Here is a 24,508-nt window from a genome sequence, read left to right on the forward strand (position 1 = left end):
ACCGTGACCTCCCTCCCTCCTCCCGCCCTGGGCCGGCTCGATCGTGCCGACCGGCACACCGGTGTCCGGCCCTCCCCGAACCACCCCTCCCCGCTCGCCGCCAGAGTCACGCTCGTCGCGATGTGCCTGGGCGCCATGACGACCTTTCTGCTGATCACCGCATCGGTGTCGGCGCTGTCGGCCATCCAGGACGACCTGCACGTCTCCCCGACCGGCCTCGTCTGGATCCCCTCCGCGTACACCCTGGTCGTGGCCAGTCTGGTGATGTCCGCGGGCACCATCGGCAACCTCTACGGCCGCAAGCGCGCCTTCGTCGCGGGCGCCGCGGTCATGATCGTCGGGTCGCTCATCGTCTACACGGCGGGTTCGGCGGGAGGCGTCATCGCCGGCCAGCTCGTCTCCGGCGTCGGCGGCGCACTCATCCTGCCCAACAGCCTGGCCACCCTGGGAGCCACGTTCCCCGACCCCCACCGGCGCACCGAAGTCGTCACCGTCTGGGCGGCCTCCTCGGGCATCGGACTCGCCGCGGGCCCCCTCATAGCGGGCACACTCCTGGACCACTTCCACTGGAACACGGTCTTCCTGTCGACCGCCGTCCTCGCCGTGATCACCCTGGCCGCAGCGGCCTTCGTGGCGGAATCGCGCGGCCCCGCCGGCAAGCTCGACGTCCCCGGCCAGGTCCTGGCCGTCCTGGGCGTCACCGCCCTCGTCTACGCCCTCATCGAAGGCGGACACGACGGCTACACCAGCCCCCGCATCCTCATCGCCTGGATCACCGCGGCCGCGGCCCTGACCGGTTTCGTCCTCGTCGAGCGCGCCGGCCGCACCCCCATGCTGGACGTCACCCTGTTCCGGTCGGCATCCTTCAGCGCCGTCATGTTCGTCGCGGCCGTCTCCCTGTTCGGCTTCACGGGTCTGGCCATCCTGTCGGTGCTCTTCTACGAGCGGGTCCAGCACCTGTCCGCCCTGGACGTGGGCTGGCGGCTGCTGGCCTTCTTCGGCGTCTACGTCATCGTCAGCTACGCGACCGGACGCGTGATCCGCCGCACCGGCTTCAAGCTCCCACTGACCCTGGGCTTCCTCATCGGGGCCGCCGCCACGGCAGGACTCACCACGCTGGAGCCGACCACCCCCTATGCCCGGGTGTGGTGGCTCTTCGCGCTCTTCGGAGCCGCGAGCGGGATGGTGGCCGCGCCGAGCACCGCCGCCGCCCTGGTCAGCGTCTCCCATGAACACGCCGGCATGGCCTCCGGAGCCGTCAACACCTTCCGCCAGATCGGATCCGTCACCGGCACCTCCCTCCTCGGCGCGCTGCTCGCCAGCCGGCTCCAGTCCCGACTGCCGGCCCAGCTGGATGCCCACCACGTGCCCCGAGCAGCCTGGCCCACCGTCGAACACGCCGTATCCAGCGGCAGCGTGGGCCACCGGGCAGCCCCGCCGAACGTGACCGGCGCGATCGGCGACGCCTTCACCTCCGGCGTCCACGCAGGGATGATCGTCATCGCCGCCGTGTTCCTGTGCGCTGCCCTCGCCTCAGCCCTGCTGGTGCACAACCGACCGCACCACACCACCGCCACGCCCGACTGACGCGCGGCTTCCCGCCATCGCGGCGACGCGTACAGCGCACAGGAGTTCCAGGGCGGGTACTCATTCTGTCTCGCCACGTTCCGTCTCTTCGCAAGGGAACAACCGACGGGGCACCTGCACGGATTCCCAGCCCTCGATCTGTCACGACGTGGATCACGCCTCCCAGGGAAGACCTGTCGGCGAGCGAGGCGGCTCGGCTCGACGAGGTTCGAGCCACGAGCCTGTCGAGCCGCCCGAGGGGGGATCGGAGACGGACCGTTCACGGAAGCGCGGACGGGACCCCGAGAGCGGGCGCCTCCTGCTCGCAGTGGCCCCGCGCCTGGTCGGGGGATCTCCCCAGCCGTGGGCCACCTGGTCCACGGCTGGGGTTGTCCCGTAACCGGCTTTGTCCGGAGCGGGGTTGGTGAGGACGGGGCATCCCGCGAGAAAGGCGTGCCCGTCGTCCTGCGGTGACGAGCGGACGTCCTGGTGGGTTCGGACCAGGGTGTGCGAGGGTGGTTACACGACCAGCCTGGTCTGGTAGGAGACCCCGCACCGTCTTTGCGGGCCACCGCAGTGGCCGGGGCGCGGCGCGGGTGGTCTTGCTTGGCTGTGCGCGGCCCCGATGTAGTCGCGCGCTTGACGCCCCCGCCGAGCGGGGGCGTGATGGGCTCGACCCCTGACGGGAGGGGCGAACCATGGACAACCTCACCGTGGTCACCCAGCAGTACCACGACCGCACCGTGATCACTGTCGCCGGAGAGATGGACCTTCACACCTGTCCGGCTCTCAGGGATGCCACCAGTGTCATCCCACCGGACGACAAGGCGCTGCACCTGGAGATGTCAGGCGTGTCCTTCATGGACTCCAGCGGCATCAATCTTCTGCTCCAGCTGCACCTCCGCCTTCTTGGCGAGGGCAGGCAGCTGGTCATCGACGGCCTGCGAGACCAACCCACCCAGGTGCTGCTTCTCACCGGCGCCTACGACGTGCTTGTTCCCAGCTCTGCCGCTGCGCCGGACACTGCCGGCTTCGGTCCGGCGTAGGGAAAGCCTCCACCGCGGCGGAGACCGACACGGGCGGCCCCCCGCCCCCGCTGCCTTTTCTACCCGCTACCGCTCCTCGCGCGGGTCGTGGACCTCGTCCATGTCCGGCGCCCGGGCCTGCGCGGCTCGTAGCCCGCCGCGGGGCCCGAAGCCCCAGTGAAGTCCCGGACATGCCGCCGCACCCCTCCCTGCCCGCTGAACAGCAGGTCGGACGGAGTGCGGCGGCATCGTCGTATCAAATGTCCCGGAAGATCTCGATCTGTGCCCCGATCGAGTTCAGCCGTTCCGCGAGGTCCTCGTACCCGCGGTTGATGACGTAGACGTTGCGGAGGACGGACGTGCCCTCCGCCGCCATCATCGCCAGGAGGACGACGACCGCGGGGCGGAGTGCGGGCGGGCACATCATCTCGGCGGCGCGCCAGCGGGTGGGACCTTCCACCAGCACCCGGTGGGGGTCGAGGAGTTGAAGGCGGCCGCCGAGGCGGTTGAGGTCCGTGAGGTAGATCGCGCGGTTGTCGTAGACCCAGTCGTGGATGAGGGTCTTGCCCTGGGCGACGGCCGCGATCGCCGCGAAGAAGGGGACGTTGTCGATGTTGAGGCCGGGGAACGGCATCGGGTGGATCTTGTCGATCGGCGCCTCCAGCTTGGAGGGGCGGACCGTGAGGTCGACCAGGCGGGTACGGCCGTTGTCGGCGAAGTACTCGCGGCTGCGGTCGTGGTCGAGGCCCATCTCCTCCAGGACCGCCAGCTCGATCTCCAGGAACTCGATCGGCACCCGGCGGACCGTCAGCTCCGACTCCGTCACCACGGCCGCGGCGACCAGGCTCATCGCCTCGACCGGGTCCTCGGAGGGGGAGTAGTCGACATCGATGTCGATGTTCGGGACGCCGTGCACGGTGAGGGTGGTGGTGCCGATGCCCTCGACCCGTACGCCCAGTGCCTCCAGGAAGAAGCACAGGTCCTGGACCATGTAGTTGGAGGAGGCGTTGCGGATGACGGTCACGCCGTCGTGGCGGGCGGCCGCCAGCAGCGCGTTCTCGGTCACGGTGTCGCCGCGCTCGGTCAGGACGATCGGGCGGTCGGGGCGGACGGTGCGGTCCACCACGGCGTGGTACTGCCCCTCGGTGGCCGCGATGTCCAGGCCGAAGCGGCGCAGCGCGATCATGTGCGGCTCGATGGTGCGGGTGCCGAGGTCGCAGCCGCCCGCGTACGGCAGCATGAAGCGGTCCATGCGGTGCAGCAGCGGGCCGAGGAACATGATGATCGAGCGGGTGCGGACGGCCGCCTCCGCGTCGATCGCGTCCATCTCCAGCTGGGCCGGGGGGACGAGTTCGAGGTCGACGCCGTCGTTGATCCAGCGAGTGCGCACGCCGATGGAGTTGAGCACCTCCAGGAGGCGGTACACCTCCTCGATGCGGGCGACCCGGCGCAGGACGGTGCGGCCCTTGTTCAGCAGGGACGCGCACAGCAGGGCGACGCAGGCGTTCTTGCTCGTCTTGACGTCGATGGCGCCCGACAGGCGGCGCCCGCCGACGACGCGCAGGTGCATCGGGCCCGCGTAGCCCAGCGACACGATCTCGCTGTCCAGGGCTTCCCCGATGCGGGCGATCATCTCAAGGCTGATGTTCTGGTTCCCGCGCTCGATGCGGTTGACCGCGCTCTGACTCGTGCCGAGAGCGTCCGCGAGCTGGGTCTGAGTCCAGCCGCGGTGCTGCCGGGCGTCACGGATGAGCTTGCCGATGCGTGCGAGGTAGTCGTCTGACATGAGGTTGAGGCTATCTCAGATATGAGATGGAACCCCCCTTGGGGGGGTCCATTCGGGTGATGCCGGGTCAGTGGCCCTTGGTCGTGGTCTTGCGCCAGCCGAACGGGCCGGGCAGATCCATCGAGGTCGTACGGCGTCCGGTGCTGCTGTGGGTGTGGCGGGGCCCGTGCTTGCCGCCGCCGGTCGTGATGGACCAGGAGTGGCGGTTGATGTTCAGTCGGACGCCGGGCAGGATGCGGAAGCTCTTGCGGAACGTGAGGCCCACGGTTGTCTCCTCCGATTGTCGGCGCGGCGGAAGGCCGCTCAACTCGGATACCCCCGAACGGGTTACTGATGGCCGCGGCTTCACCGTCCCCGCTTCCTCTGTTCCTTCCGCTCCTCCCGCCGGAGTGCCCGCCGCTGCTTGCCCGGTAGCGTTCCGGACAATTCGCCCACTCGGGAGGCATGGTGGCCCCCGGTCTCCGCACTTCCCGGGCACCACCAGGTGACCGCCTCCGCGTCGGAGCGCACATGCGCCCCCAGCTTGTGCGCCGGACACACCGGCCACACCTGCCAGGACATCTCCATCACCGTCTCCTGGGCGGCGTCGGCGACCAGGGTGAGCAGCTCCACGGCGTCCGTCGGCTCCGGCAGACCGGAGTCGTCCGTCGTGTCCGGGGGATGCACGGCGTTCCCCTGCCAGCGGCCGTCCGGCAGCGCCACGTAGACCCGCTCGGGTGTCCCCGCGCCGTCGGCGGGTTCCACCATCAGCACCAGCGGAGGGTGCCCGGGCAACGTGGCCACGAGATCTCGGTTCACCGCCTCCAGCGCCCTCTCGAACCCCGGCCACGCGCCGGGCTCCGCCCGCCGGGGCTCGGGGGCGTGAAAGGCGCCGGGCGGTACGCCGTGGGGGAGCGGGTGGTGCGAGAAGTGGCTCACCCGGGGATGATCTCACCGGGTGCGGGCTCCGGGCGAGGAAATTCACCGGAATGGCGGTGTTGCGGGGAGGGTTGGGTGTGCAGTCAAAAGGCGTGCGGCGCTACGCCTCCCGCGCCGCCCGCTCCAGCCGGTCCCGGTACGTCTCCCACCACTCCGCGTCCCCCGGCGGCAGGCTCGTGTTGCCCTGCTCCATCCCGACGGCGCCGTCCATGAGCTCCCGGAGGATGTCGGCGTGCCCGGCGTGGCGGTGTGTGTCAGCGGTCACGCGCAGGACGGCGTGATGCAGCGTCACCTCGTCCTTCCCCTCGGGCCACCACGGCACCCTGCCGACCGTGTCCAGCGGCAGCGCGTCGATCGTCGCGTCCGCGTGTGTCCACGCCCTGCGGTACAGGTCCACGATGTCCGCGCGTGACTCCTCGGCGGTGGCCCACATGTCCCCGTTGGGTTCCGCGTCCTCGTCGAGCCAGGGCAGCGGTACGCCCGACGGACGCCCGAAGGTGTCGCCGAGATAACCCAGCTCCACGCCGGCCGCGTGCTTCACCAGGCCCAGGAGGTTGGTTCCGGTCGGTGTCATCGGACGGCGGATGTCGTACTCGGAGAGCCCGTCGAGCTTCCAGAGCAGGGCGTCGCGGGCGGCCTGGAGGTAGAAGCGCAGGTCGGCCTTGGGGTCTGAGGCGGTCATGGGGTCAGTCTGTCGTCATGGTTCCGCGCGGCGCGGATGTTTTTCCGGCACCCCGCCCGCCCTGGCCGTGCGCCGCGAGACGCGCGGCGAGCCGGCGGATCGTGTGCAAGTCCGGGTGCCCCCACGTTCCGAGCTCCGTGTCCTCGGCGTCGACCTCCCGGTCGCCCCCACGTGACCAAGCCCACCCCTGCCCCGCACCCCGGTCCGGGCATGACCATCCAGCCCCCATGTACTAGAGTTATCTCGACATCGAGATATCTACCGAGGCGCACCGCGGCAGCCAGCCCGGTAAGGGTTACCTAACTTAGCCTTACCTTAGCGGATTGCCGGACCGGCGTGGCGGCAGGATGCGGTGGAACGCGCACATCAATGAAGGAGACTGTCGTGTCGGCGAACAGCTTCGACGCCCGCAGCACGCTGCAGGTGGGCGACGAGTCGTACGAGATCTTCCGGCTGGACAAGGTCGAGGGCTCGGCCCGCCTGCCGTACAGCCTGAAGGTCCTGCTGGAGAACCTGCTCCGCACGGAGGACGGCGCGAACATCACCGCCGACCACATCCGTGCCCTCGGCGGCTGGGACTCGCAGGCTCAGCCCAGCCAGGAGATCCAGTTCACGCCGGCCCGCGTGATCATGCAGGACTTCACCGGTGTTCCCTGTGTCGTCGACCTCGCCACCATGCGTGAGGCCGTCGCGGCGCTCGGCGGCGACCCCGCGAAGATCAACCCGCTCTCCCCGGCCGAGATGGTCATCGACCACTCCGTCATCGCCGACAAGTTCGGCACCAACGACGCGTTCAAGCAGAACGTCGACCTGGAGTACGGCCGCAACAAGGAGCGCTACCAGTTCCTGCGCTGGGGCCAGACCGCCTTCGACGACTTCAAGGTCGTCCCGCCGGGCACCGGCATCGTCCACCAGGTGAACATCGAGCACCTGGCCCGCGTCGTCATGGTCCGTGACGGCAAGGCGTACCCCGACACCCTGGTCGGCACCGACTCGCACACCACCATGGTCAACGGCCTCGGTGTGCTCGGCTGGGGCGTCGGCGGCATCGAGGCCGAGGCCGCCATGCTCGGCCAGCCGGTCTCCATGCTGATCCCGCGCGTCGTCGGCTTCAAGCTCACCGGTGAGCTCACGCCCGGCACCACCGCCACCGACCTGGTGCTCACCATCACCGAGATGCTGCGCCAGCACGGTGTGGTCGGCAAGTTCGTCGAGTTCTACGGCGAGGGCGTGGCCGCCACCTCCCTGGCCAACCGCGCCACCATCGGCAACATGTCGCCGGAGTTCGGCTCCACCGCGGCGATCTTCCCGATCGACGACGAGACGCTGAACTACCTGCGCCTGACCGGCCGCAGCGACCAGCAGGTCGCGCTCGTCGAGGCGTACGCCAAGGAGCAGGGCCTCTGGCTGGACCCCAAGGCCGAGCCCGACTTCTCCGAGAAGCTGGAGCTGGACCTCTCCACGGTCGTCCCCTCCATCGCCGGCCCGAAGCGCCCGCAGGACCGCATCGTCCTCGCGAACGCCGCCGAGCAGTTCAAGTCGGACGTCCTCAACTACGTCGACGTCGTGGACGAGGCGGGCAAGGAGTCCTTCCCGGCCTCCGACTCCCCGGCCATCGCCCCCAACGGCACCCCGTCGAACCCGGTCACCGTGACCGCCCCCGACGGCACCACCTACGAGCTGGACCACGGTGCGGTGACGGTCGCGGCCATCACCTCCTGCACCAACACCTCCAACCCGTACGTCATGGTCGCCGCGGCGCTCGTCGCCAAGAAGGCCGTGGAGAAGGGCCTGACCCGCAAGCCGTGGGTCAAGACCACCCTCGCCCCGGGCTCCAAGGTCGTCACCGACTACTTCGAGAAGGCGGGCCTGACCCCCTACCTCGACAAGGTCGGCTTCAACCTGGTCGGTTACGGCTGCACCACCTGCATCGGCAACTCCGGCCCGCTGCCGGAGGAGGTCTCCAAGGCCGTCAACGACCACGACCTCGCGGTCACGTCGGTCCTCTCGGGCAACCGCAACTTCGAGGGCCGGATCAACCCCGACGTCAAGATGAACTACCTGGCCTCCCCGCCGCTGGTGGTCGCCTACGCCCTCGCGGGCTCCATGAAGGTGGACATCACCAAGGACGCCCTGGGCACCGACCAGGACGGCAACCCGGTCTTCCTCAAGGACATCTGGCCCTCCGAGGCCGAGGTCAACGAGGTCGTGGCGAACGCCATCGGCGAGGACATGTTCGCCAAGTCATACGAGGACGTCTTCGCGGGCGACGCCCAGTGGCAGGCCCTGTCGATCCCGACCGGCAACACCTTCGAGTGGGACGCCGAGTCCACCTACGTCCGCAAGCCCCCCTACTTCGAGGGCATGCAGACCGAGCCGTCCCCGGTCACCGACATCACCGGCGCCCGTGTGCTCGCCAAGCTGGGCGACTCGGTCACCACCGACCACATCTCCCCGGCCGGCGCCATCAAGGCCGACACCCCGGCGGGCAAGTACCTCACCGAGCACGGTGTGGAGCGTCGTGACTTCAACTCCTACGGCTCGCGCCGTGGCAACCACGAGGTCATGATCCGCGGCACGTTCGCCAACATCCGCCTGCGCAACCAGATCGCGCCGGGCACCGAGGGCGGCTACACCCGCGACTTCACGCAGGAGGGCGCGCCGGTCTCCTTCATCTACGACGCCTCGCGCAACTACATCGACCAGGGCATCCCGCTGGTCGTGCTCGCGGGCAAGGAGTACGGCTCCGGCTCGTCGCGCGACTGGGCCGCCAAGGGCACCGCGCTCCTCGGCGTCAAGGCCGTCATCGCCGAGTCCTACGAGCGCATCCACCGCTCGAACCTCATCGGCATGGGCGTGCTGCCGCTCCAGTTCCCGGAGGGCGCCACCGCGGCCTCCCTCGGCCTGACCGGCGAGGAGACCTTCTCCTTCACCGGCGTCGAGGAGCTGAACAACGGCACCACCCCGCGCACGGTCAAGGTCACCACCGACACCGGCGTGGAGTTCGACGCGGTCGTCCGCATCGACACCCCCGGCGAGGCCGACTACTACCGCAACGGTGGCATCATGCAGTACGTGCTGCGCAACCTGATCGCCAAGTAAGCGCTCCGGAAACGCGGTTGAAGGGCCGCACCCCCTCGGGGGTGCGGCCCTTCGTCGTGGCGGGAAACGCGGTCGCCGTGCCGAGGAGCACGCGCGGCATCGCTCTGGGCGGACCCGGCGGAGAACGGTCCACCGGGTCCGCGAGCCGGGTGGGCGAGGGGGTGTGCCCGTCCGGATGGGGCTGGTCCTGCGGGGTGCTGCGGCTTGTGGGGGAGAGGCGGGGGCCTCGCCCGGTGGGGCGGCGACAACGTTGTCTATTGGGTCCTTGCACGACTTTACCGCTTCAACGGACAACGATGTCAACCCAGTTGGCGGTCTTCCGTGGGGCGGGCGGCGCACGTTACTGTCCCTGCGGCTTGTGCGACCCGTGGGGCGCGACCCGTCCGCAAGGAGGAAGGGCCGCGTCATGCGTTTCCGTCCGATGTCCCTGCTGCTCGCCGCCGTGCTCGCGCTCGGCGGCGGCGTCACCCCCGCCCTCGCGGCGACCCAGGCACCACCGGCTCTCGTCAACGACCCGACGCCGTACGTCGATCCGCTGATCGGCACCAGCAACGGCGGCGACACCTTCCCCGGTGCCGTCGTGCCCTTCGGCATGTTCTCCTGGAGCCCGGAGAACACCAGAGGCGACGCCACCCGCACCGCCGCGCCCGCCGGTTACCACTACGACGCCACCCGGGTCAGAGGCTTCAGCCTCACCCACATGTCCGGCACCGGCTGCGCGGGCGGCAGCGGCGACATCCCGTTCTTCCCGTACGCGGGCGAGGTCACCTCCTCCCCGGCGAGTGACACCAAGGACGCCGTCTACGCCTCGGACTTCCGGCACGCCGACGAGACCGCCGAGCCCGGCCACTACAAGCTGGGCCTCGCCTCCGGCGTCACCGCCGACCTCACCGCGACCGCCCGCACCGGTGCGGCGCGGTTCACCTACCCCGCCGGCAAGCCCGCCTCGCTGCTGGTGCGCACCGCCAACTCCGAGGTGGGATCGGAGGACTCGACGGTCAGCATCGACCCGGCCGGCCACACGATCACGGGCTCCGTCACCTCCGGCAACTTCTGCGGCTACCTCGACCCCGAGGGCCAACGCTCCTACTACACCCTCTACTTCACCGCCCATTTCGACCGCGCCTTCAAGGCCACCGGCACCTGGCAGGACGACAAGCTCACCCCCGGCTCCACCAGCGCCTCCGGCGGCACCGGCGGCTTCTCCCACGGCGGCCGCCCCGTCGCGGGCAAGGGCGCCGGAGGGTACGTCGAGTTCGCGCCCGGCGACGGCCCCGTCAACGTCAAGGTCGGCATCTCCTACGTCAGCAAGGCAGCCGCCGAGGCCAACCTCCGCGCGGAGAACGCCGGTCACCGCTCCTTCGACGCCGTGAAGAACGCCGCCCGCGCCGCCTGGCGCGAGCGCCTCGGCGCCATCAGGACCGGCGGCGGCACCGACGACGAGCGCACCACCTTCTACACCGCGCTCTACCACGCCCTGCTGCACCCCAACGTCATCAGCGACGCCGACGGCCGCTACCGGGGCGGCGACGGCGAGGTCCACCGCACCGCACCCGGCCACCGCGCCCAGTACGGCACCTTCTCCGGCTGGGACGTCTACCGCGACCAGGTCCAGCTGCTCACCCTGCTCGACCCGCGCACCGGCTCCGACATCGCCCAGTCGCTCTACGAACTCAGCAAGCACAACGGCGGCGTCTGGGACCGCTGGCTGCACGGCGCGAGCGGCACCCACGTCATGAACGGCGACCCCTCGCCCACCGCCCTGGCCGGCATCCACGCCTTCGGCGGCACCGGCTTCGACCTCAAGGGCGCCCTGAAGTCCCTCGTCAAGGCGGCCACCGTGCCCACCGAGCAGGACCTGTCCGCCTCCGGCAAGCCGGTGCTCTCCGTCGGCCAGCGCCCCTCGCTCGACAAGTACCTGAAGCTGCACTACATGCCCAGCGTCTCCAACGCCTGGGGCGGCGCCGCCGAGACCCTGGAGATGTCCACCGCCGACTTCTCCCTCTCCCAGCTCGCCGCGGCGGCAGGGCAGAAGGGCACCGCCAAGACCTTCGCCGCCCGCGCCCAGTGGTGGCAGAACAACTTCAACATCGCCGCCGACCCCACCGGCGGCTACATCGCCAACCGCAAGGCCGACGGCAGCTGGGTCACCGGCTTCACCCCGGACACCGGCAACGGCTTCGTGGAGGGCAGCGCCGCCCAGTACACCTGGATGGTCCAGCACAACCCCGCCGGGCTCTTCGCCGCGCTCGGGGGCACCGGCAAGGCACTCGCGCGCCTCGACGACTTCTTCCACACCGCCGACGGGAAGTGGGCCCTCACCGGCAACGGCGGCGCCAAGTCCGAGCTGGACAACGAGCCCTCGATCAACGTGCCGTACCTCTACGACTACGCGGGTGCCCCGTACAAGGCGCAGGAGACCGTCCGCGCCGCGATGCGGCAGCTCTGGGCGCCCACACCCGGCGGCATCCCCGGCAACGACGACCTCGGCGCGATGTCCGCCTGGTACGTCTTCTCCGCGATGGGTATGTACCCCCAGGTTCCCTCGCGCGCCGAACTCGTCCTCGCCTCCCCGCTGTTCGAGCGGATCGAGATCAACCGCCCGCACGGCAAGGACATCTCCGTGCGCGCCACCGGAGCGGCGGCCGACGCGCCGTACGTCCAGTCCCTGAAGGTCGACGGCCGCTCCAGCGACCAGCCCTGGCTCCCCGCGTCCTTCGTCCGGGACGGCGGCCGCCTCGACTACACCCTCGGCACCACCGCCAACCGCGCCTGGGGCGCGCACAACCCGCCGCCGTCCTTCCGGCAGGGCGAGCAGCCGTACCAGATCGGCGTCGGCCCCACCACGGCCACGCTCGCACCCGGCGACAGCACGAAGATCGGCATCCGCGCGCTGTCCCTGAGCGGGGGCACCGGACCCGAGGTGCGCTACCGGGTCGAGACCCCGGACGGCGTGACGGCCACGCCCGGCGAGGGCACGGTCACCGGCGGCTCCCAGGAGATCACCCTGACCGCCGCCCAGGGCTCCGAGCAGGGCTTCTACACCGCCAAGGTCACCGTGACCTCCGGCGACACCTCCTACGAGCAGCCCGTGGCCCTCACGGTCGCCGCCCCGGGCACCCTGCTCGCCGCCTACGACAACACCGGCGTCTCCGACGACCAGGGCGACCACGACGAGGCCGACTACGACGGCGGCGGCTGGTCCTACTCCCGCCAGGCCCTGACTGCGGCCGGACTCGACGCGGGCAAGCGGTACGCCACCAACGGCCTCGCCTTCACCTGGCCCGACTCGCCCGCGGGCCGCCCGGACAACGCCACCGGCGCCGGACAGACGGTCCAACTCAAGGACGGCGTGACCCGGTTGGCGTTCGTCGGCAGCGCCGTCAACGGCAACCAGCAGGCCAAGGCCACCGTCACCTACACCGACGGCAGCACCGCGACCGCCGATCTCTCCTTCACCGACTGGACCGTCGGCGGCGGAGGCGGCACCGTCCAGTACGGCAACGAGGTCGTCGCCAGGACCGCGTACCGCAACGTCGCGGGCGCCGACAAGGACCCGGTCGCCACCTACGTCTTCGCCACCAAGCCGTTCACGGCACCGGAAGGCAAGACGGTCAAGAGCGTCAAGCTGCCCGACGACGCCGACCTGCACGTGTTCACCGTCGCCACCGACTGACACGGGGCGGTTCCGCCTCCCCGGCGCGGCGCGCGGCGGCAGTAGCATCGTCCTCCGCACCCGAATCGACACCGAGAAGGCGGAACCGCCCGATGGCCGACGAGGCTTTCCTCTTCCTGCTCCCCGACCGCCACCCGAGCCTCGGCGCGGCCATGGCGGCCGTCGCCCCGCTGGAATGCGACCAGACCCCGGCCGTGCGCGGCTGGATCTCCGCCCACGATGTGTCCCCGTCCTCCGAGCAGCTGAGGATCCTGCCCGCCGGGTCGCAGATCCTCATTCCCGAGGAGGCCGAGCGGCTGCCGATCCCGCTGACCGAGGAGGAGGAGGCCCGGGTCCGGCAGGAGTGCGCTCCCCAGTCGGTCACCGACATGGAGCGGGAACTGCTGGACTTCCGGGACACCACCCAGGGCTGGGAGTCCCTGGTGCACCGGGCGCTGACCGCCGGTGTCCCGGCGCCGCGCATCGCCCGGCTGACCGGGATCGACCCGCGGGAGATCGGCCGGATGACCGGCGTGTGACGCGTCTCAGCGAGGGGTGGTGTCCGGCTCCGGGCTCGGCTCGGTGAGCTCGGGCTCCAGCCCCTCGCGGACGGGCGCGGGCCGCATACCGGCGTCGGACCGCCACGCCTCGAAGGCCCAGCCGGTCAGTACGACGACGGCCAGTCCGAGCAGCCAGCCGCCCAGCACGTCGCTGAACCAGTGCACGCCGAGCGCGACCCTGGTGAAGCCGACCCCGAGCACCGACAGCACCGCCACGGCCCAGCACGCGGCACGGGCCCGCCGGGGTACCAGGGGCAGCAGGACCAGCAGGAACACCGCGAACGAGGTGGTGGCGGTCATGGCGTGCCCGGAGGGGAAGGAATAGCCCGGCGCGTGCGCCACGGGGTCCTCCAGCGCGGGGCGCGCCCGCTCGACCACCGTTTTGACCCCGAGCCCGATCAGCCCCCCGGCCACCGCCGTCACCGCCGCCCACGCGGCCAGCCGCCGGGCACCGCGCCACAGCAGCCAGCCGGTCAGCAGGGCCACGGCCGCGCGCAGGGTGAGCGGGTCCCAGACGTAGTCGGAGAGCACGTGCAGGGTGCTCGTCCAGGCCGGGTGGCCCACGGCGACCCGGTGCAGGCCGTTCGCGGCGTCGCGGTCGAGGTCGCGCAGCGGCCGCCAGCGGCCCTCCACCAGGACCAGCACCAGCGCGAACGGCACCGCGGCGACCGCGGCGGCGCCGGCGGCCGCCAGCAGCCGCATACCGAACCTGCGGTCGGTGGCCCCCAGGGCCGTGGTCTTCTTCGGCATCAGACCCCCGGATCGGGTTGGATCGGATCGGGCCGCCGCCCGCGCGCCGCCTCCAGCTGGGCCGCGAAGGAGAGCCCGAGGAACAGCGCGAGCGAGGTCAGATAGGCCCACAACAGCAGGGACATGAAGGCGCTGAGCGGACCGTAGACGGTGTCGAAGGAACCGCTCATGTCGAGATACAGGGTGAGTACCCAGGTCAGCGCCATCCAGAGCACAAGGTAGACCGCCGCGCCGAAGGCGAGCCAGGTGTAGCCGGGCTGTTTGCGGCGCGGCGAGCGGCGGAATATCGCGCTGGCGGAGATCAGGGCGAGCAGCAGCCCGAACGGCCAGCGCACGATGTCCCACACCATCTGCGCGTGGGAGCCCAGTCCGTAGACCGTCCCCGCGGCCGAGGCCAGGTCGTCGCCCGCGACCATGACGACGAAGCCCAGACCGAGCGGGAACCCCGCGCACAGCGCCATGACCAGGCCGCGCGCGTACTTGAGGTGGAAGGGCCGGTCGCGCTCGTTGCCGTAGATGCGGTTGGCGCCGCGCTCTATCTGGCACATCGCCGTGGTGACGTTCACGAGCGAGAAGATCGCGCCGAACCAGAGGGCGACCTCCGCGCCGTCGCCCGCCTTGCGCCGGCTGCGGTCGAGGGCGTCGTCGACCACCTCCGCGCTGGGCCCCGCGGCGATCCGGTGGATGGTCAGCTCGGCCAGCCTGCCGATGTCCTCGGTGTGCAGGCTCGCGGAGAGGCCGACGAAGGCCAGGGCCAGCGGTATCACGGACAGCACCGTCTGGAGGGCGAGCGCGCGGGAGTGGCTGAAGCCGTCGGCGTACCGGAAGCGGAGGAAGGCGTCGCGCAGCAGCGGCCAGCCGCCGTACCGGCGCAGGGTCGTCCACGCCTCGTCGGCGGAGAGCTCGTCCCCGCTCATGTCCCGGGTCTCCGGGACCTTGGTGGCGCTGCCCATGTCAGTTCTCCCGGCTCGGGGCCAGCACGGTCAGCGCGCCCGGCACGACCTCCACCAAGAGCCGCCGTCCGGTGCCGACCGGGTCGCCGTCGATCTCGCGGGGCTCCGGGGCGTCGAAGGTGAACTCGGCGCGCCGGAAGGCACGGAACTCCGGCCGTCCGTCGTCCCCTTGCGTGTCCCGCTTCCGGCGCAGCAGGAGCGCGCCGACCGTGCGCAGCCAGCCGCCGGGGCCGTGCGGGTCGAGGATCAGCAGGTCCAGCACGCCGTCGTCGGGGCGGGCGTCGGGGATCAGCCGCAGCCCGCCCTGGAGTGCGCCGGTGTTGCCGACGAGCACCATGCGGGCCGTACGGCGCAGCGGCCGGCCGCCGTCGAGGCGGAGGCTCAGGCTCATCCGGGGGCCGCGCATCGCCTTCGGGGCCGCCAGGACGTAGGCGGGCCAGCCGAGCACCGCCTTGGCCCGGTCGTGCTCCTCCGCGTACTTCATCATCGCGGCGTCCAGACCGACGCCCGACATGACGGCGAAGTGGGTGGCGGGGAGGCCGTCGCCCTCGACCCGGGCCAGGTCGAGGGCGCGGGGCGCGCCGCCGAGCGCCGCGTCGAGCGCGGCGGCCGGGCTGAGCGGGAGACCGAGGTTGCGGGCGAGGAGGTTGCCGGTGCCGCAGGGCACGACGGCCAGCGGGACCCCGCTCCCGGCCAGCCGGTCGGCGGCCGCGCGGACGGTGCCGTCGCCACCGCAGACCACGACCAGCCCGGCGCCCTCCTCCAGCGCGCGGGCGGTCTGGCCGCCGCCGGGGTCGGCGGCCGTCGTCTCGATGAACACCGGCTCCGTGTGGCCGTGCCGGGAGAGGACCTGGCGCAGCTCGGCGCGTGCGCCGCCGTCGACCGTGGTGGGGTTGACGATCACCGCGACCCGCCCCGGCAGCGGTTCCGCGCGGGCGGGCTCGGGCACCACGGGAAGCGCGGCGGGCGCCGACACGCGGCCGTCACGGAGCAGGGCGTGCCCGACGATCAGCAGGGACAGCGCGCCGTTGAGCACGCCGCCCACCACGTCGGTCGGGTGGTGCATTCCGCGGTAGAGGCGGGACACGCCCACCACGACCGGCAGCAGGAGCAGCACCGCCGCCGCCACGCGCCGCCAGGGACCGCGCACGCGGGACAGCACGAGTACGGCGAGACCCCCGTAGACGGCGGTGGCCGCGCCGGTGTGGCCGGAGGTGTAGCTGGAGGTCGGCAGGGAGCCGTCGAGCCGGTGCACGTCGGGGCGTTCGCGCTCCACCGCGATGGTCACGACCAGGAAGACCAGCGACTGGAGCGCGACCGAGAGGGCGAGGAACGACGCCTGGCGCCACCACGGCAGCCTGGGCAGCAGGACCAGCGCCAGACAGGCCCCCAGCGTCACGCCGATGACGGTGCCCGTGTTGCCCAGCTCGGACCCGATGGAGGACAGCGTGGTGAGGGTGGAGGTACGCAGCCGTTCCAGGCCCCGGTTGACGCCGTCCTCGGCGGTCAGGGGCCACAGATGCCGGGCGGGACCGGTGATCAGCAGGCCCAGGCCGATCATCAGGGCGGCCTGGCACACGGTCAGCGCGCCGATGGAGGCGGCCGCCCGTGTCAGTCCACGCGGCACCCCGGCCGCGCTCCCCGGGGCGGCCGTCACGGGGGCGCCGGGACGGCCGCCGTCCACGGCGGGCCCGGAGGATCTTTCCGGCAGGGCGGTCGGCATCTCGGCTGCTCCTCGACTCGGTCGGCGGGGTCGGGCCGGGCCCGCACGGGCCCGGCCAACCCCACTCATGCCCCCGCATGGGCGGAGCAGACGGCACGAGAAAGGGGCGGCCCGCGAGGGACCGCCCCTTCAGGACCCGACAGGAGCCGTCAGGAGAGCAGTTCCACCTCCGCCAGCGTCGATTCGCCGTCCAGCACCAGCCGGTACTTCGTGTACGACCCCGGCTTCGCGACGCTGAACGCCCGCGTCTGCCGGTCCCACGCGAACGACTCGCCCGACCGCTTGTCCAGCGTCGTCCACGTGGTGCCGTCCGCGGACCCCTGGAGCGTCCAGCCGGCCGGCGCCTTCGTGTGGTCCGCCGGTGAAGTCAGCGTGTACTGGACGCCCTTGGCGGCCCCGCTCACCGGCAGGTCCACCGAGGTGACCGTCGCGCTCGTCGCCGAGGTGTTGTCGAACAGCGCGCCGTCACCCTTCAGCACGTCCGCGCGCGGGGTCGGCACCTTGTCGTCCCGGGTGACGGAGACCGGTGCCGCGTCCTTGCCGGTGCCCCACGACGAGGGCTTGTCGCCCATCGAGAACTCCAGCACCCCGCCCTTGGACAGCAGCGAGTGGGGGAGCGAAGTGGATTTCCAGTTACGGCCGTTGAGGCGCACGCCCTGCACGTAGACGTTGCGGGCGCTGTTCCTCGGGGCCTTGATCACCAGGGACCGTCCGTTCTCCAGGTGGACGGTGACCTTCTTGAACAGCGGGGAGCCGATGGAGTATTCACCGCTGCCCATGACCAACGGGTAGAAGCCGAGCGAGGAGAAGAGGTACCAGGCCGACTGCTCGCCGTTGTCCTCGTCGCCGTGGTAGCCCTGCCCGATCTCGCTGCCCGTGTACAGCCGGGACAGCGCCTGGCGCACGTTCGCCTGCGCCTTCCAGGGCTCGCCCGCCGCGTCGTACATGTAGATCACGTGGTGCGCGACCTGGTTGGAGTGGCCGTACATGCCCATCCGGACGTCCCGCGCCTCGGTCATCTCGTGGATGACACCGCCGTAGGAGCCGACGAACTCGGGGGAGGCCGTCTCCGGGGTGGCGAAGTAGGTGTCCAGCTTGTCGCCGAGGGCCTTGCGGCCGCCGTAGAGGTTGGCCAGGCCCCGGCTGTCCTGCGGGGCTGTGAAGGCGTAGCCCCAGCCGTTGGTCTCCGTGTAGTCGTATCCCCACACGCGCGGGTCGTACGTGGCGGAGTCCACGCGCCAGGCGCCCTTGGCGGTGCGGCCCTGGAAGAAGCCGGCCTTGTCGTCGAAGAGGTTGACGTAGTCGCGGGCCCGGTTGAGGAAGTACTCGGACTCCTCGTGGTACCGCTTCTCGCCGGTCTTCTTGTAGAGGGCCTCGCCCATCTTGGCGATGCCGTAGTCGTTGACGTAGCCCTCCATCGCCCAGGAGAAGCCCTCGCCGGTGTCGGTGCTGGTGTAGCCGAGGAAGGGCGAGGTGGCCATGCCCTTGCGGCCGACACCCGAACTCGGCGGCACCACGGTCGCGTTCTTCACCGCCGCGTCGTAGGCCGCCTTGGCGTCGAACTTCACCCCCTTGACGTAGGCGTCGGCGAAGGCCACGTCCGAGGAGGTGCCGGTCATCAGGTCGGCGTAGCCGGGGGAGGACCAGCGGGAGGTCCAGCCGCCGTCCTTGTACTGCTGCACGAACCCGTCGACCATCTCACCGGCCTGACTGGGCGTCAGCAACGAATACGCCGGCCAGGTCGTCCGATAGGTGTCCCAGAAGCCGTTGTTGACGTACACCTTGCCGTCCACGATCTTGGCGCCGGTGTGCGTCGGGGAGTCCGGGTTCGGCATCGGGGAGAACGGCGAGGCGTACTGGTACTTCGAACCCACCTTCTCGAAGCCGGAGTTGGGGTAGAGGTACAGCCGGTACATGCTGGAGTACAGCGTGGTGAGCTGGTCCGGGGTCGCGCCCTCCACCTCGACCTTGCCGAAGAGCTCGTCCCAGGTGTGCCGGGCGCGCGCCTTCACGGTGTCGAAGGAGGTGCCGTCTGGGATCTCCTGGCGCAGGTTGTCCTTCGCCTGGTCGATGCTGATCAGCGAGGTCGCCAGGCGCAGCGTCAGGGTGTGGTCGGAACCGGTCTTGAACCGCAGATACCCCTTGACCCCGCTGGAGGAGCCGTCCGTCACGGGCTTGTCGAAGACGCCGTACACGAAGAGCCGCGTCGCGCCCGTGGACAGGCCCGACTTGACGTCGGAGTAGCCGGTGACGACGCCGTGTTCCTTGTCCAGGGTGAGCCCGGCCTGCTCGGTGACGTTGTCGAAGAGCACGCTCGCGTCGTCACCGGGATAGGTGAAACGGAGCGAGGCCGCGTGGTCGGTCGGGGTCATCTCGGCCTTGAGACCGTTCTCGAACGTCACGCCGTAGTAGTACGGCCGCGCGGTCTCGTTCTCGTGCCGGAACGCCAGTTCGCGCGCCTCACGCCCGGTGTCCGGGGTGCCCTTCGCGGCCGACGGCATGAGCTGGAAGGTCTGCCGGTCGCCCATCCACGGGCTCGGCTCGTGGCTCGCGCTGAACGCCTGGACGGTCGGCAGGTTGTCGTCGTTGTTGGCCCGCGCGTACTCGTACAGCCAGCTCAGGGAGGACGCGTTGGTCACGGGGGTCCAGAAGTTGAACCCGTGCGGCAGCGCGGTCGCGGGGAAGTTGTTGCCGCGCGAGAAGCTGCCGCTGGAGTTGGTGCCCCGCGTGGTCAGCGCGTAGTCCGACAGGTGCGCCCTGGGCCGCTCGGGCGCCACCCGCTTCAGCGCCACGTCGTCGAGCCAGCCCCGGAACTTCGCCGGCCCCTTGGGGGAGTCGTAGGCCAGCAGGATCCGGTCGACGGTCTTGCCCGCCGCGACCGAACCGATCCGCGAGGCCACGTTGTTCCACTGGTTGACGTAGAGCACCTTGGCGTCGCCCTGGCCGCGCGGGGTCAGCGGGAAGCCGTGCTGGTCGCTCGCGCCCAGGCCGCTCAGATAGGTGCCGTCGGTGAAGGCCAGGTCCACGGAGACGTTGGTGGCGTCGTAGTCCCGGTCGCCGTCGGCCATCGACGGGAAGAGGCGGTACGACAACTGGGTGTCGCGGCCCACCTTCACATCGACGTCGAAGACCTTGTTGTACGAGTAGGCGCGGCCGTCGGCGGTGTGCCGTCCCGCGTAGCGCAGCGCGTGCCTGCCGGTGAAGCCCGCGCCCGCCTTGGCCGTGGGCGAGCCGCTGGGACCGCGGTCGACCAGCGAGAGCATGTCGTGCGGGACCGGGCCCTGGCCGCCGCCGGTGGAGAACTGGACGTCGGCGAGCTGGAGGGCGTCGGTGGCGCCGTTGTTCTTCGTCACCTCCAGGCGGAAGTGCTGGTACTCCGCCGGGGCCGCGAGATCGTAGGACTTGGTCTGGAAGCGCTCGGAGAAGGACTCGCCCGTGCGCGAGTCGACGTCCTTCCAGTCCTTGCCGTCCGTCGAGCCGAGCAGCTTCCAGTCCTTGGGGTCGCGCTCGTCGTGGTCGTTGGCCGAGGTGAGCGCGTAGGTGGCGAGCTTGACCGGCTTGTCGAGGTCGAACTCGACCCAGCCGGTGGGCTGGAAGGTCAGCCACTTGGTGGTCGGGTCGACGTCGGTCAGGTTCTCCTTGACCTCGCCCGCGCCCGTGTTCTCGCCGTTGGCCCGCAGATCGGTGACGTGGTCGGTGACATTGCCCGGGATGCCGTTGCTGAAGCCGCCGTCCACCCCCGAGGAGCGTTTCGAGCCGTCCGGCCCGGTGTCCACGGTGCTGAGCCAGTCGGGCGCCGGATCACCCGCCTCGAACGAGGAGGCGAACTCCGTCTCCGTGGCCTTGGGTTGGGCGGGCAGGGCGATCGCCGCCCCTTGCGCCCCCACGGCCATGACAAAGGCGGCCGTGAGGACGACCGCCGGAGTCCCTCTGTGCCGAGTTCTCCGCTGCATCTACGGATTCCCCTCCTGCGCTCACTGCGGACAACGTTGTCAACTTGCTGCGCAAGAACCAGTAGGTGGTCAAGTGACTCACGATGTCAAGGGTGTTGGGTGTGGCATTCAGGGGGTTGTCGCGTGCATTCGGCGCAGGAGCCGGGACGCGCCGCACCGGTATTTCCGGCAGGTCTCAACTCGGAAAAGTCCCGAGGTCCCGTTGTGCTCGATCTTGCCCCGTTGGCGGGAAGTGGACTATACCTATCGGCGTTTCCCGCACGAACCAGCACTACCCGACGCGGTGCCGGGGGGAGATCCGGTTCACCGCCTGAGTGGCGAGGACTTGCGCATGGGATCACTTCCGCAGCACGGTGGAGAGGGCGTCGGACGGCGCGACCTGATCAGGCGTTCGGCGGCGATCGGCTTGATCGCGGCCCCCGGGATGGGACTGCTGTCGGCCTGCGCGAGCAGCGGGGGCGACACGCAGGGCAAGGCGAAGGCGGGCGAGAAGACCAAGAAGAACCCGCTCGGTGTCAACAAGACCGCGGGGATGGAATTCGTCCTCTTCGACGGCGGTTTCGGCAAGGAGTACGCCGAGGACGCGGTCAAGCTCTACGAGAAGTCCTTCCCCGGCGCCAAGGTGAAGTTCTCGGCCACCCAGAAGATCCAGTCCACCCTCCAGCCCCGCTTCAACGGCGGCACCCCGCCGGACCTCATCGACAACTCCGGCGCCGAGCAGATGGACATGGGCGGCCTGGTCGGCAAGAAGCAGCTCGCCGACCTCACCCCGCTGCTGGACGCGCCGTCGTACGACGACCCGTCGAAGAAGGTCCGCGACACCCTGCGCCCCGGCATCGTGGAGATGGGCCAGTTCGACGGCGACCCGGTCTGGATCATGTACTACGCCTACACCGTGTACGGCGTCTGGTACTCCCAGAAGGCGCTGGACTCGCTCGACGAGAAGTACCCCGAGACCTGGGACGACATGCTCAAGGTCTGCGCCAAGGCCAAGAAGAAGGGCATCGCGGGCTGGACCTACGCGGGCAAGTACCCGTACTACATCCCCTTCTCGCTCTACCCGATGATCGGCAAGGTCGGCGGCGTGGAGGTGCTGAACGCCATCGACAACCTGGAGCCGAACGCCTGGAAGCACCCCGCGGTCAAGGCGTGCTTCGAGGCCTACTACGAGCTGTACAAGAAGGGGTACGTGCTGCGCGGCACCCCGGGTCTCGACCACATCCAGTCGCAGACCGCGTGGGCCAAGGGCGAGGCGCTCTTCATCCCCAACGGCTCCTGGGTGGAGAACGAGTCGGCGAACGTCATCCCCGCCGACTTCGACCTGGCGGTGGGAGCGCCCTCCGGCATCGACAGCTCGGACAAGATGCCCTTCGGCACCACCTGGGCCTCCGGCGGTGAGCCGTTCATCGTCCCGGCGAAGGCGGCCAACCCCGAGGGCGGCATGGAGCAGTTGCGCATCATGCTCTCCGAGGCGTCCTCGAAGAACTTCACCTCCAAGGTGAAGTCGCTGACCGCGTTCAACGGCGGCACCGACGGCATCACCCTCACCCCCGGTCTGAAGTCGGCCGTCGCGGTCCTGGAGAAGGCCGGGACGAACCTGGTGAACCCGCGCATCCCCGACTGGTACGTGCAATTGGAGAAGGAGAAGATCGGCGTCTCCGGGCTCGGCGAGATGATGGCCGGCCGGATCACCCCCGCCGAGGCGATCAAACGCATCCAGGGCTATGCCGACCAGGCCGCCAAGGACTCGTCGATCAAGCATTACAAGCACCAGTAGCGCGGCTTTCGTCATCGGCGGCGGCATCTGACCGAAGGATCGGGGTCGGCAGCAATGCAGCACGGCAAGTACCGCTTCATCGTGGGGTTTCTGGCGCTCCCGCTCGGGCTCTACGCGCTCTTCGTCGTCTGGCCGTTCATCCAGTCCATCTACTACACGTTCACGGACTGGACCGGACTGAGCCCGGAATTCAAGACGGTCGGGTTCGACAACTACCAGCGGATGCTGCACGACGACATCTTCTGGAAGTCGCTCTGGCACAGTCTGCTGTTCGCGCTGGTGCTGCCGCTGGTGACGCTCGGCATGGCGTTGTTCTTCGCCTTCATGATCAATGTGGGCGGGCGGCAGCGCAGGGGAGGACCGGCGATCTCCGGGGTCCGGGGATCGGGGTTCTACAAGATCGTCTATTTCTTTCCGCAGGTGCTCTCGATCGCCATCGTGGCCCTGCTGTTCACCTTCGCCTACAACCCCGACACCGGGATGATCAATTCATTCCTGCGGGACATCGGGCTGGACGGTCTCCAGCCGCTCTGGCTGGGCGACCCGTCCCTCGCGCTGTGGTGCGTGATGGCGGTGCTCGTGTGGTCCACGACCGGCTTCTTCGTGGTGCTCTTCTCGGCGGGCATGGCCTCGATCCCGGTCGAGCTGTACGAGGCGGCGCTCCTGGACGGCGCGAGCCGCTTCGCCACCTTCTTCCGCGTCACCCTGCCGCTGCTGTGGGACACCGTGCAGTCCGGCTGGGTCTACATGGGCATCCTCGCGCTCGGCGCCGAGTCGTTCGCGGTCGTCCAGATCATGACGACGGGCCCCGGCGGCCCCGACTACTCGACCACCGTGCTGGTCCTGTACGTGTACCAGAAGGCGTTCCGGGACGGTCAGGCCGCCTACGCCACCACCATCGGCGTCGCCCTCCTCGTCGTCACCCTCGCGTTCGCCGCGATCGTGATGCGGCTGGGCCGCCGCGAGCGGCTGGAGTACTGAGAGCGATGAAGACGACCGAGCCTCCCGCCCCGCTGCCGGCCGAACGCGGCCCGGCCATCGCCACGTCGGACACCCCCGGGGCACGGACCGGGCGCCGGAAGGAGACCGAGGGCACGGTCCTCAACGTCTTTTCCCACGGCGTGCTGGTGATCTGGGCGATCATGGTGGTGCTGCCGCTGGTGTGGGCGGTGATGACCTCGTTCAAGGACGACAACTCGATCCTCACCTCGCCCTGGTCGCTGCCTGACCGACTGCACTTCGACAACTGGTCACGGGCCTGGACCGAGGCCAACATGAGCGACTACTTCTTCAACACCGTTCTGGTGGTCGGGGGTTCACTCATCGGCACGATGATCCTGGGCTCGATGGCGGCCTATGTGCTGGCCCGCTTCGACTTCCCCGGGAACCGGTTCGTCTACTACCTGTTCGTCGGTGGCATGAGCTTCCCGGTGATGCTCGCGCTGGTACCGCTGTTCTACGTCGTGAACAACATGGGCCTGCTGAACACGATCCACGGGCTGATCCTGGTCTACATCGCCTACTCGCTGCCGTTCACGGTGTTCTTCCTGACGGCGTTCTTCCGCACGCTGCCGACCTCCGTCGCGGAGGCGGCCTTCGTCGACGGCGCCTCGCACAGCCGGACCTTCTTCCAGATCATGCTCCCCATGGCCAAGCCCGGACTGATCAGCGTCGCGATCTTCAACTTCCTCGGTCAGTGGAACCAGTACATGCTCCCGACGGTCCTGAACACCGACCCGGACAAGAAGGTGCTCACCCAGGGGCTCGTGCAGCTCGCGGTCAGCCAGGGCTACAAGGGCGACTGGTCCGGGCTGTTCGCCGGGCTGGTCATGGCGATGCTGCCGGTCCTCGCCGCCTACATCGTCTTCCAGCGGCAGGTCGTCTCCGGACTGACGGCGGGCGCGCTCAAGTAGGATCACACACGGTACGGAGTCGATCACTCACCCGATGTCGTAGCTTCTGACGGCGATTTCCGTCAAGGACTTGACTGCGGGAACCCCTTCGGCACAGCTTGGAGTTCATAACTTGTAAGTGGCCCGGTTCCGCAGATGTGACCTG

16 protein-coding genes are annotated in these 24,508 nt (G+C 70.0%); 8 read left to right on the top strand and 8 right to left on the bottom strand.

From position 1 onward, the window contains the following. Positions 1-3: 3 nt before the first annotated feature. Together ACWEEU_RS21380 and ACWEEU_RS21385 are read left to right on the top strand one after the other, a co-directional pair. The gene (locus tag ACWEEU_RS21380) at positions 4-1,587 is read left to right on the top strand and encodes an MFS transporter (RefSeq protein ID WP_451734259.1); all 1,584 of its coding nucleotides are present in this window, start codon (positions 4-6) and stop codon (positions 1,585-1,587) included. 677 nt (positions 1,588-2,264) lie between these two features. Then, entirely contained in the window at positions 2,265-2,612 is a 348-nt protein-coding gene (locus ACWEEU_RS21385) for an STAS domain-containing protein (RefSeq protein WP_385746014.1), read from the top strand. 235 nt (positions 2,613-2,847) lie between these two features. Here the strand turns inward: ACWEEU_RS21385 and ACWEEU_RS21390 are convergent, their stop codons facing one another. From ACWEEU_RS21390 to ACWEEU_RS21405, 4 genes are all read right to left on the bottom strand, one after another. Further along, positions 2,848-4,377: a helix-turn-helix domain-containing protein gene (locus ACWEEU_RS21390; protein ID WP_199584154.1), complete on the bottom strand. Its 1,530-nt coding sequence runs from the start codon at positions 4,375-4,377 to the stop codon at positions 2,848-2,850. 67 nt (positions 4,378-4,444) lie between these two features. Next, on the bottom strand, positions 4,445-4,642 hold the full coding sequence (locus ACWEEU_RS21395; protein ID WP_385746016.1) for a DUF4236 domain-containing protein: 198 nt from the start codon (positions 4,640-4,642) through the stop codon (positions 4,445-4,447). Positions 4,643-4,722: 80 nt separating this feature from the next. Then, the gene (locus ACWEEU_RS21400) at positions 4,723-5,295 is read right to left on the bottom strand and encodes a hypothetical protein (RefSeq protein ID WP_385746018.1); all 573 of its coding nucleotides are present in this window, start codon (positions 5,293-5,295) and stop codon (positions 4,723-4,725) included. Positions 5,296-5,395: 100 nt separating this feature from the next. After that, complete coding sequence (locus tag ACWEEU_RS21405; protein ID WP_451734262.1) at positions 5,396-5,977, bottom strand: DinB family protein; 582 nt, start codon at positions 5,975-5,977, stop codon at positions 5,396-5,398. A 384-nt stretch (positions 5,978-6,361) separates the two neighbouring features. Here ACWEEU_RS21405 and acnA point away from each other — a divergent pair, with 384 nt between their 5' ends. The 3 genes from acnA (at position 6,362) to ACWEEU_RS21420 (ending at position 13,273) form a co-directional block, all read left to right on the top strand. Then, the gene (gene acnA / locus ACWEEU_RS21410; protein ID WP_385746022.1) at positions 6,362-9,079 is read left to right on the top strand and encodes an aconitate hydratase AcnA; all 2,718 of its coding nucleotides are present in this window, start codon (positions 6,362-6,364) and stop codon (positions 9,077-9,079) included. A gap of 406 nt (positions 9,080-9,485) precedes the next feature. Further along, a complete protein-coding gene (locus ACWEEU_RS21415; RefSeq protein WP_385747687.1) occupies positions 9,486-12,755 on the top strand; it encodes a GH92 family glycosyl hydrolase in 3,270 nt (1,089 codons plus the stop codon). A gap of 92 nt (positions 12,756-12,847) precedes the next feature. Further along, complete coding sequence (locus tag ACWEEU_RS21420; RefSeq protein ID WP_451734265.1) at positions 12,848-13,273, top strand: DUF6003 family protein; 426 nt, start codon at positions 12,848-12,850, stop codon at positions 13,271-13,273. Between the two features lie 6 nt (positions 13,274-13,279). On the opposite strand, the gene ACWEEU_RS21425 is transcribed toward ACWEEU_RS21420, so the two are convergent. The 4 genes from ACWEEU_RS21425 to ACWEEU_RS21440 form a co-directional block, all read right to left on the bottom strand. Next, entirely contained in the window at positions 13,280-14,044 is a 765-nt protein-coding gene (locus ACWEEU_RS21425) for a phosphatase PAP2 family protein (RefSeq protein WP_385747691.1), read from the bottom strand. Beyond that, positions 14,044-14,997, bottom strand: a complete 954-nt coding sequence (locus tag ACWEEU_RS21430; RefSeq protein ID WP_451734267.1) for a YihY/virulence factor BrkB family protein — start codon at positions 14,995-14,997, stop codon at positions 14,044-14,046. The genes ACWEEU_RS21425 and ACWEEU_RS21430 overlap by 1 nt, the downstream gene beginning before the upstream one ends. A gap of 1 nt (position 14,998) precedes the next feature. After that, positions 14,999-16,720 carry a diacylglycerol kinase family protein gene (locus tag ACWEEU_RS21435; protein ID WP_451734269.1) on the bottom strand — a complete coding sequence of 574 codons (1,722 nt, stop codon included), beginning with the start codon at positions 16,718-16,720 and terminating at the stop codon, positions 14,999-15,001. A 149-nt stretch (positions 16,721-16,869) separates the two neighbouring features. Beyond that, positions 16,870-20,613 carry a GH92 family glycosyl hydrolase gene (locus ACWEEU_RS21440; RefSeq protein ID WP_451734301.1) on the bottom strand — a complete coding sequence of 1,248 codons (3,744 nt, stop codon included), beginning with the start codon at positions 20,611-20,613 and terminating at the stop codon, positions 16,870-16,872. A 391-nt stretch (positions 20,614-21,004) separates the two neighbouring features. On the opposite strand from ACWEEU_RS21440, the gene ngcE reads away from it, so the two are divergent. From ngcE to ACWEEU_RS21455, 3 genes are read left to right on the top strand one after another with little or no spacing between them, the layout of a single operon-like run. Continuing rightward, positions 21,005-22,450 carry an N-acetylglucosamine/diacetylchitobiose ABC transporter substrate-binding protein gene (gene ngcE, locus ACWEEU_RS21445; RefSeq protein ID WP_385747145.1) on the top strand — a complete coding sequence of 482 codons (1,446 nt, stop codon included), beginning with the start codon at positions 21,005-21,007 and terminating at the stop codon, positions 22,448-22,450. A gap of 54 nt (positions 22,451-22,504) precedes the next feature. After that, entirely contained in the window at positions 22,505-23,431 is a 927-nt protein-coding gene (locus tag ACWEEU_RS21450) for a carbohydrate ABC transporter permease (protein WP_385747143.1), read from the top strand. A gap of 5 nt (positions 23,432-23,436) precedes the next feature. Continuing rightward, a complete protein-coding gene (locus ACWEEU_RS21455; RefSeq protein ID WP_385747141.1) occupies positions 23,437-24,363 on the top strand; it encodes a carbohydrate ABC transporter permease in 927 nt (308 codons plus the stop codon). Positions 24,364-24,508: the final 145 nt, after the last annotated feature.

It is taken from the genome of Streptomyces sp. NPDC005004 (assembly GCF_053600675.1).

Bases quoted from the DNA above. Each gene is read 5' to 3' on its own strand.
- ACWEEU_RS21385 (WP_385746014.1), top strand. From the start codon at position 2,265: ATGGACAACCTCACCGTGGTCACCCAGCAGTACCACGACCGCACCGTG.
- ACWEEU_RS21390 (WP_199584154.1), bottom strand. From the start codon at position 4,377: ATGTCAGACGACTACCTCGCACGCATCGGCAAGCTCATCCGTGACGCC.
- ACWEEU_RS21405 (WP_451734262.1), bottom strand. From the start codon at position 5,977: ATGACCGCCTCAGACCCCAAGGCCGACCTGCGCTTCTACCTCCAGGCC.
- ACWEEU_RS21415 (WP_385747687.1), top strand. From the start codon at position 9,486: ATGCGTTTCCGTCCGATGTCCCTGCTGCTCGCCGCCGTGCTCGCGCTC.
- ACWEEU_RS21420 (WP_451734265.1), top strand. From the start codon at position 12,848: ATGGCCGACGAGGCTTTCCTCTTCCTGCTCCCCGACCGCCACCCGAGC.
- ACWEEU_RS21425 (WP_385747691.1), bottom strand. From the start codon at position 14,044: ATGCCGAAGAAGACCACGGCCCTGGGGGCCACCGACCGCAGGTTCGGT.
- ACWEEU_RS21430 (WP_451734267.1), bottom strand. From the start codon at position 14,997: ATGGGCAGCGCCACCAAGGTCCCGGAGACCCGGGACATGAGCGGGGAC.
- ACWEEU_RS21435 (WP_451734269.1), bottom strand. From the start codon at position 16,720: ATGCCGACCGCCCTGCCGGAAAGATCCTCCGGGCCCGCCGTGGACGGC.
- ACWEEU_RS21440 (WP_451734301.1), bottom strand. From the start codon at position 20,613: ATGGCCGTGGGGGCGCAAGGGGCGGCGATCGCCCTGCCCGCCCAACCC.
- ngcE (WP_385747145.1), top strand. From the start codon at position 21,005: ATGGGATCACTTCCGCAGCACGGTGGAGAGGGCGTCGGACGGCGCGAC.
- ACWEEU_RS21450 (WP_385747143.1), top strand. From the start codon at position 22,505: ATGCAGCACGGCAAGTACCGCTTCATCGTGGGGTTTCTGGCGCTCCCG.
- ACWEEU_RS21455 (WP_385747141.1), top strand. From the start codon at position 23,437: ATGAAGACGACCGAGCCTCCCGCCCCGCTGCCGGCCGAACGCGGCCCG.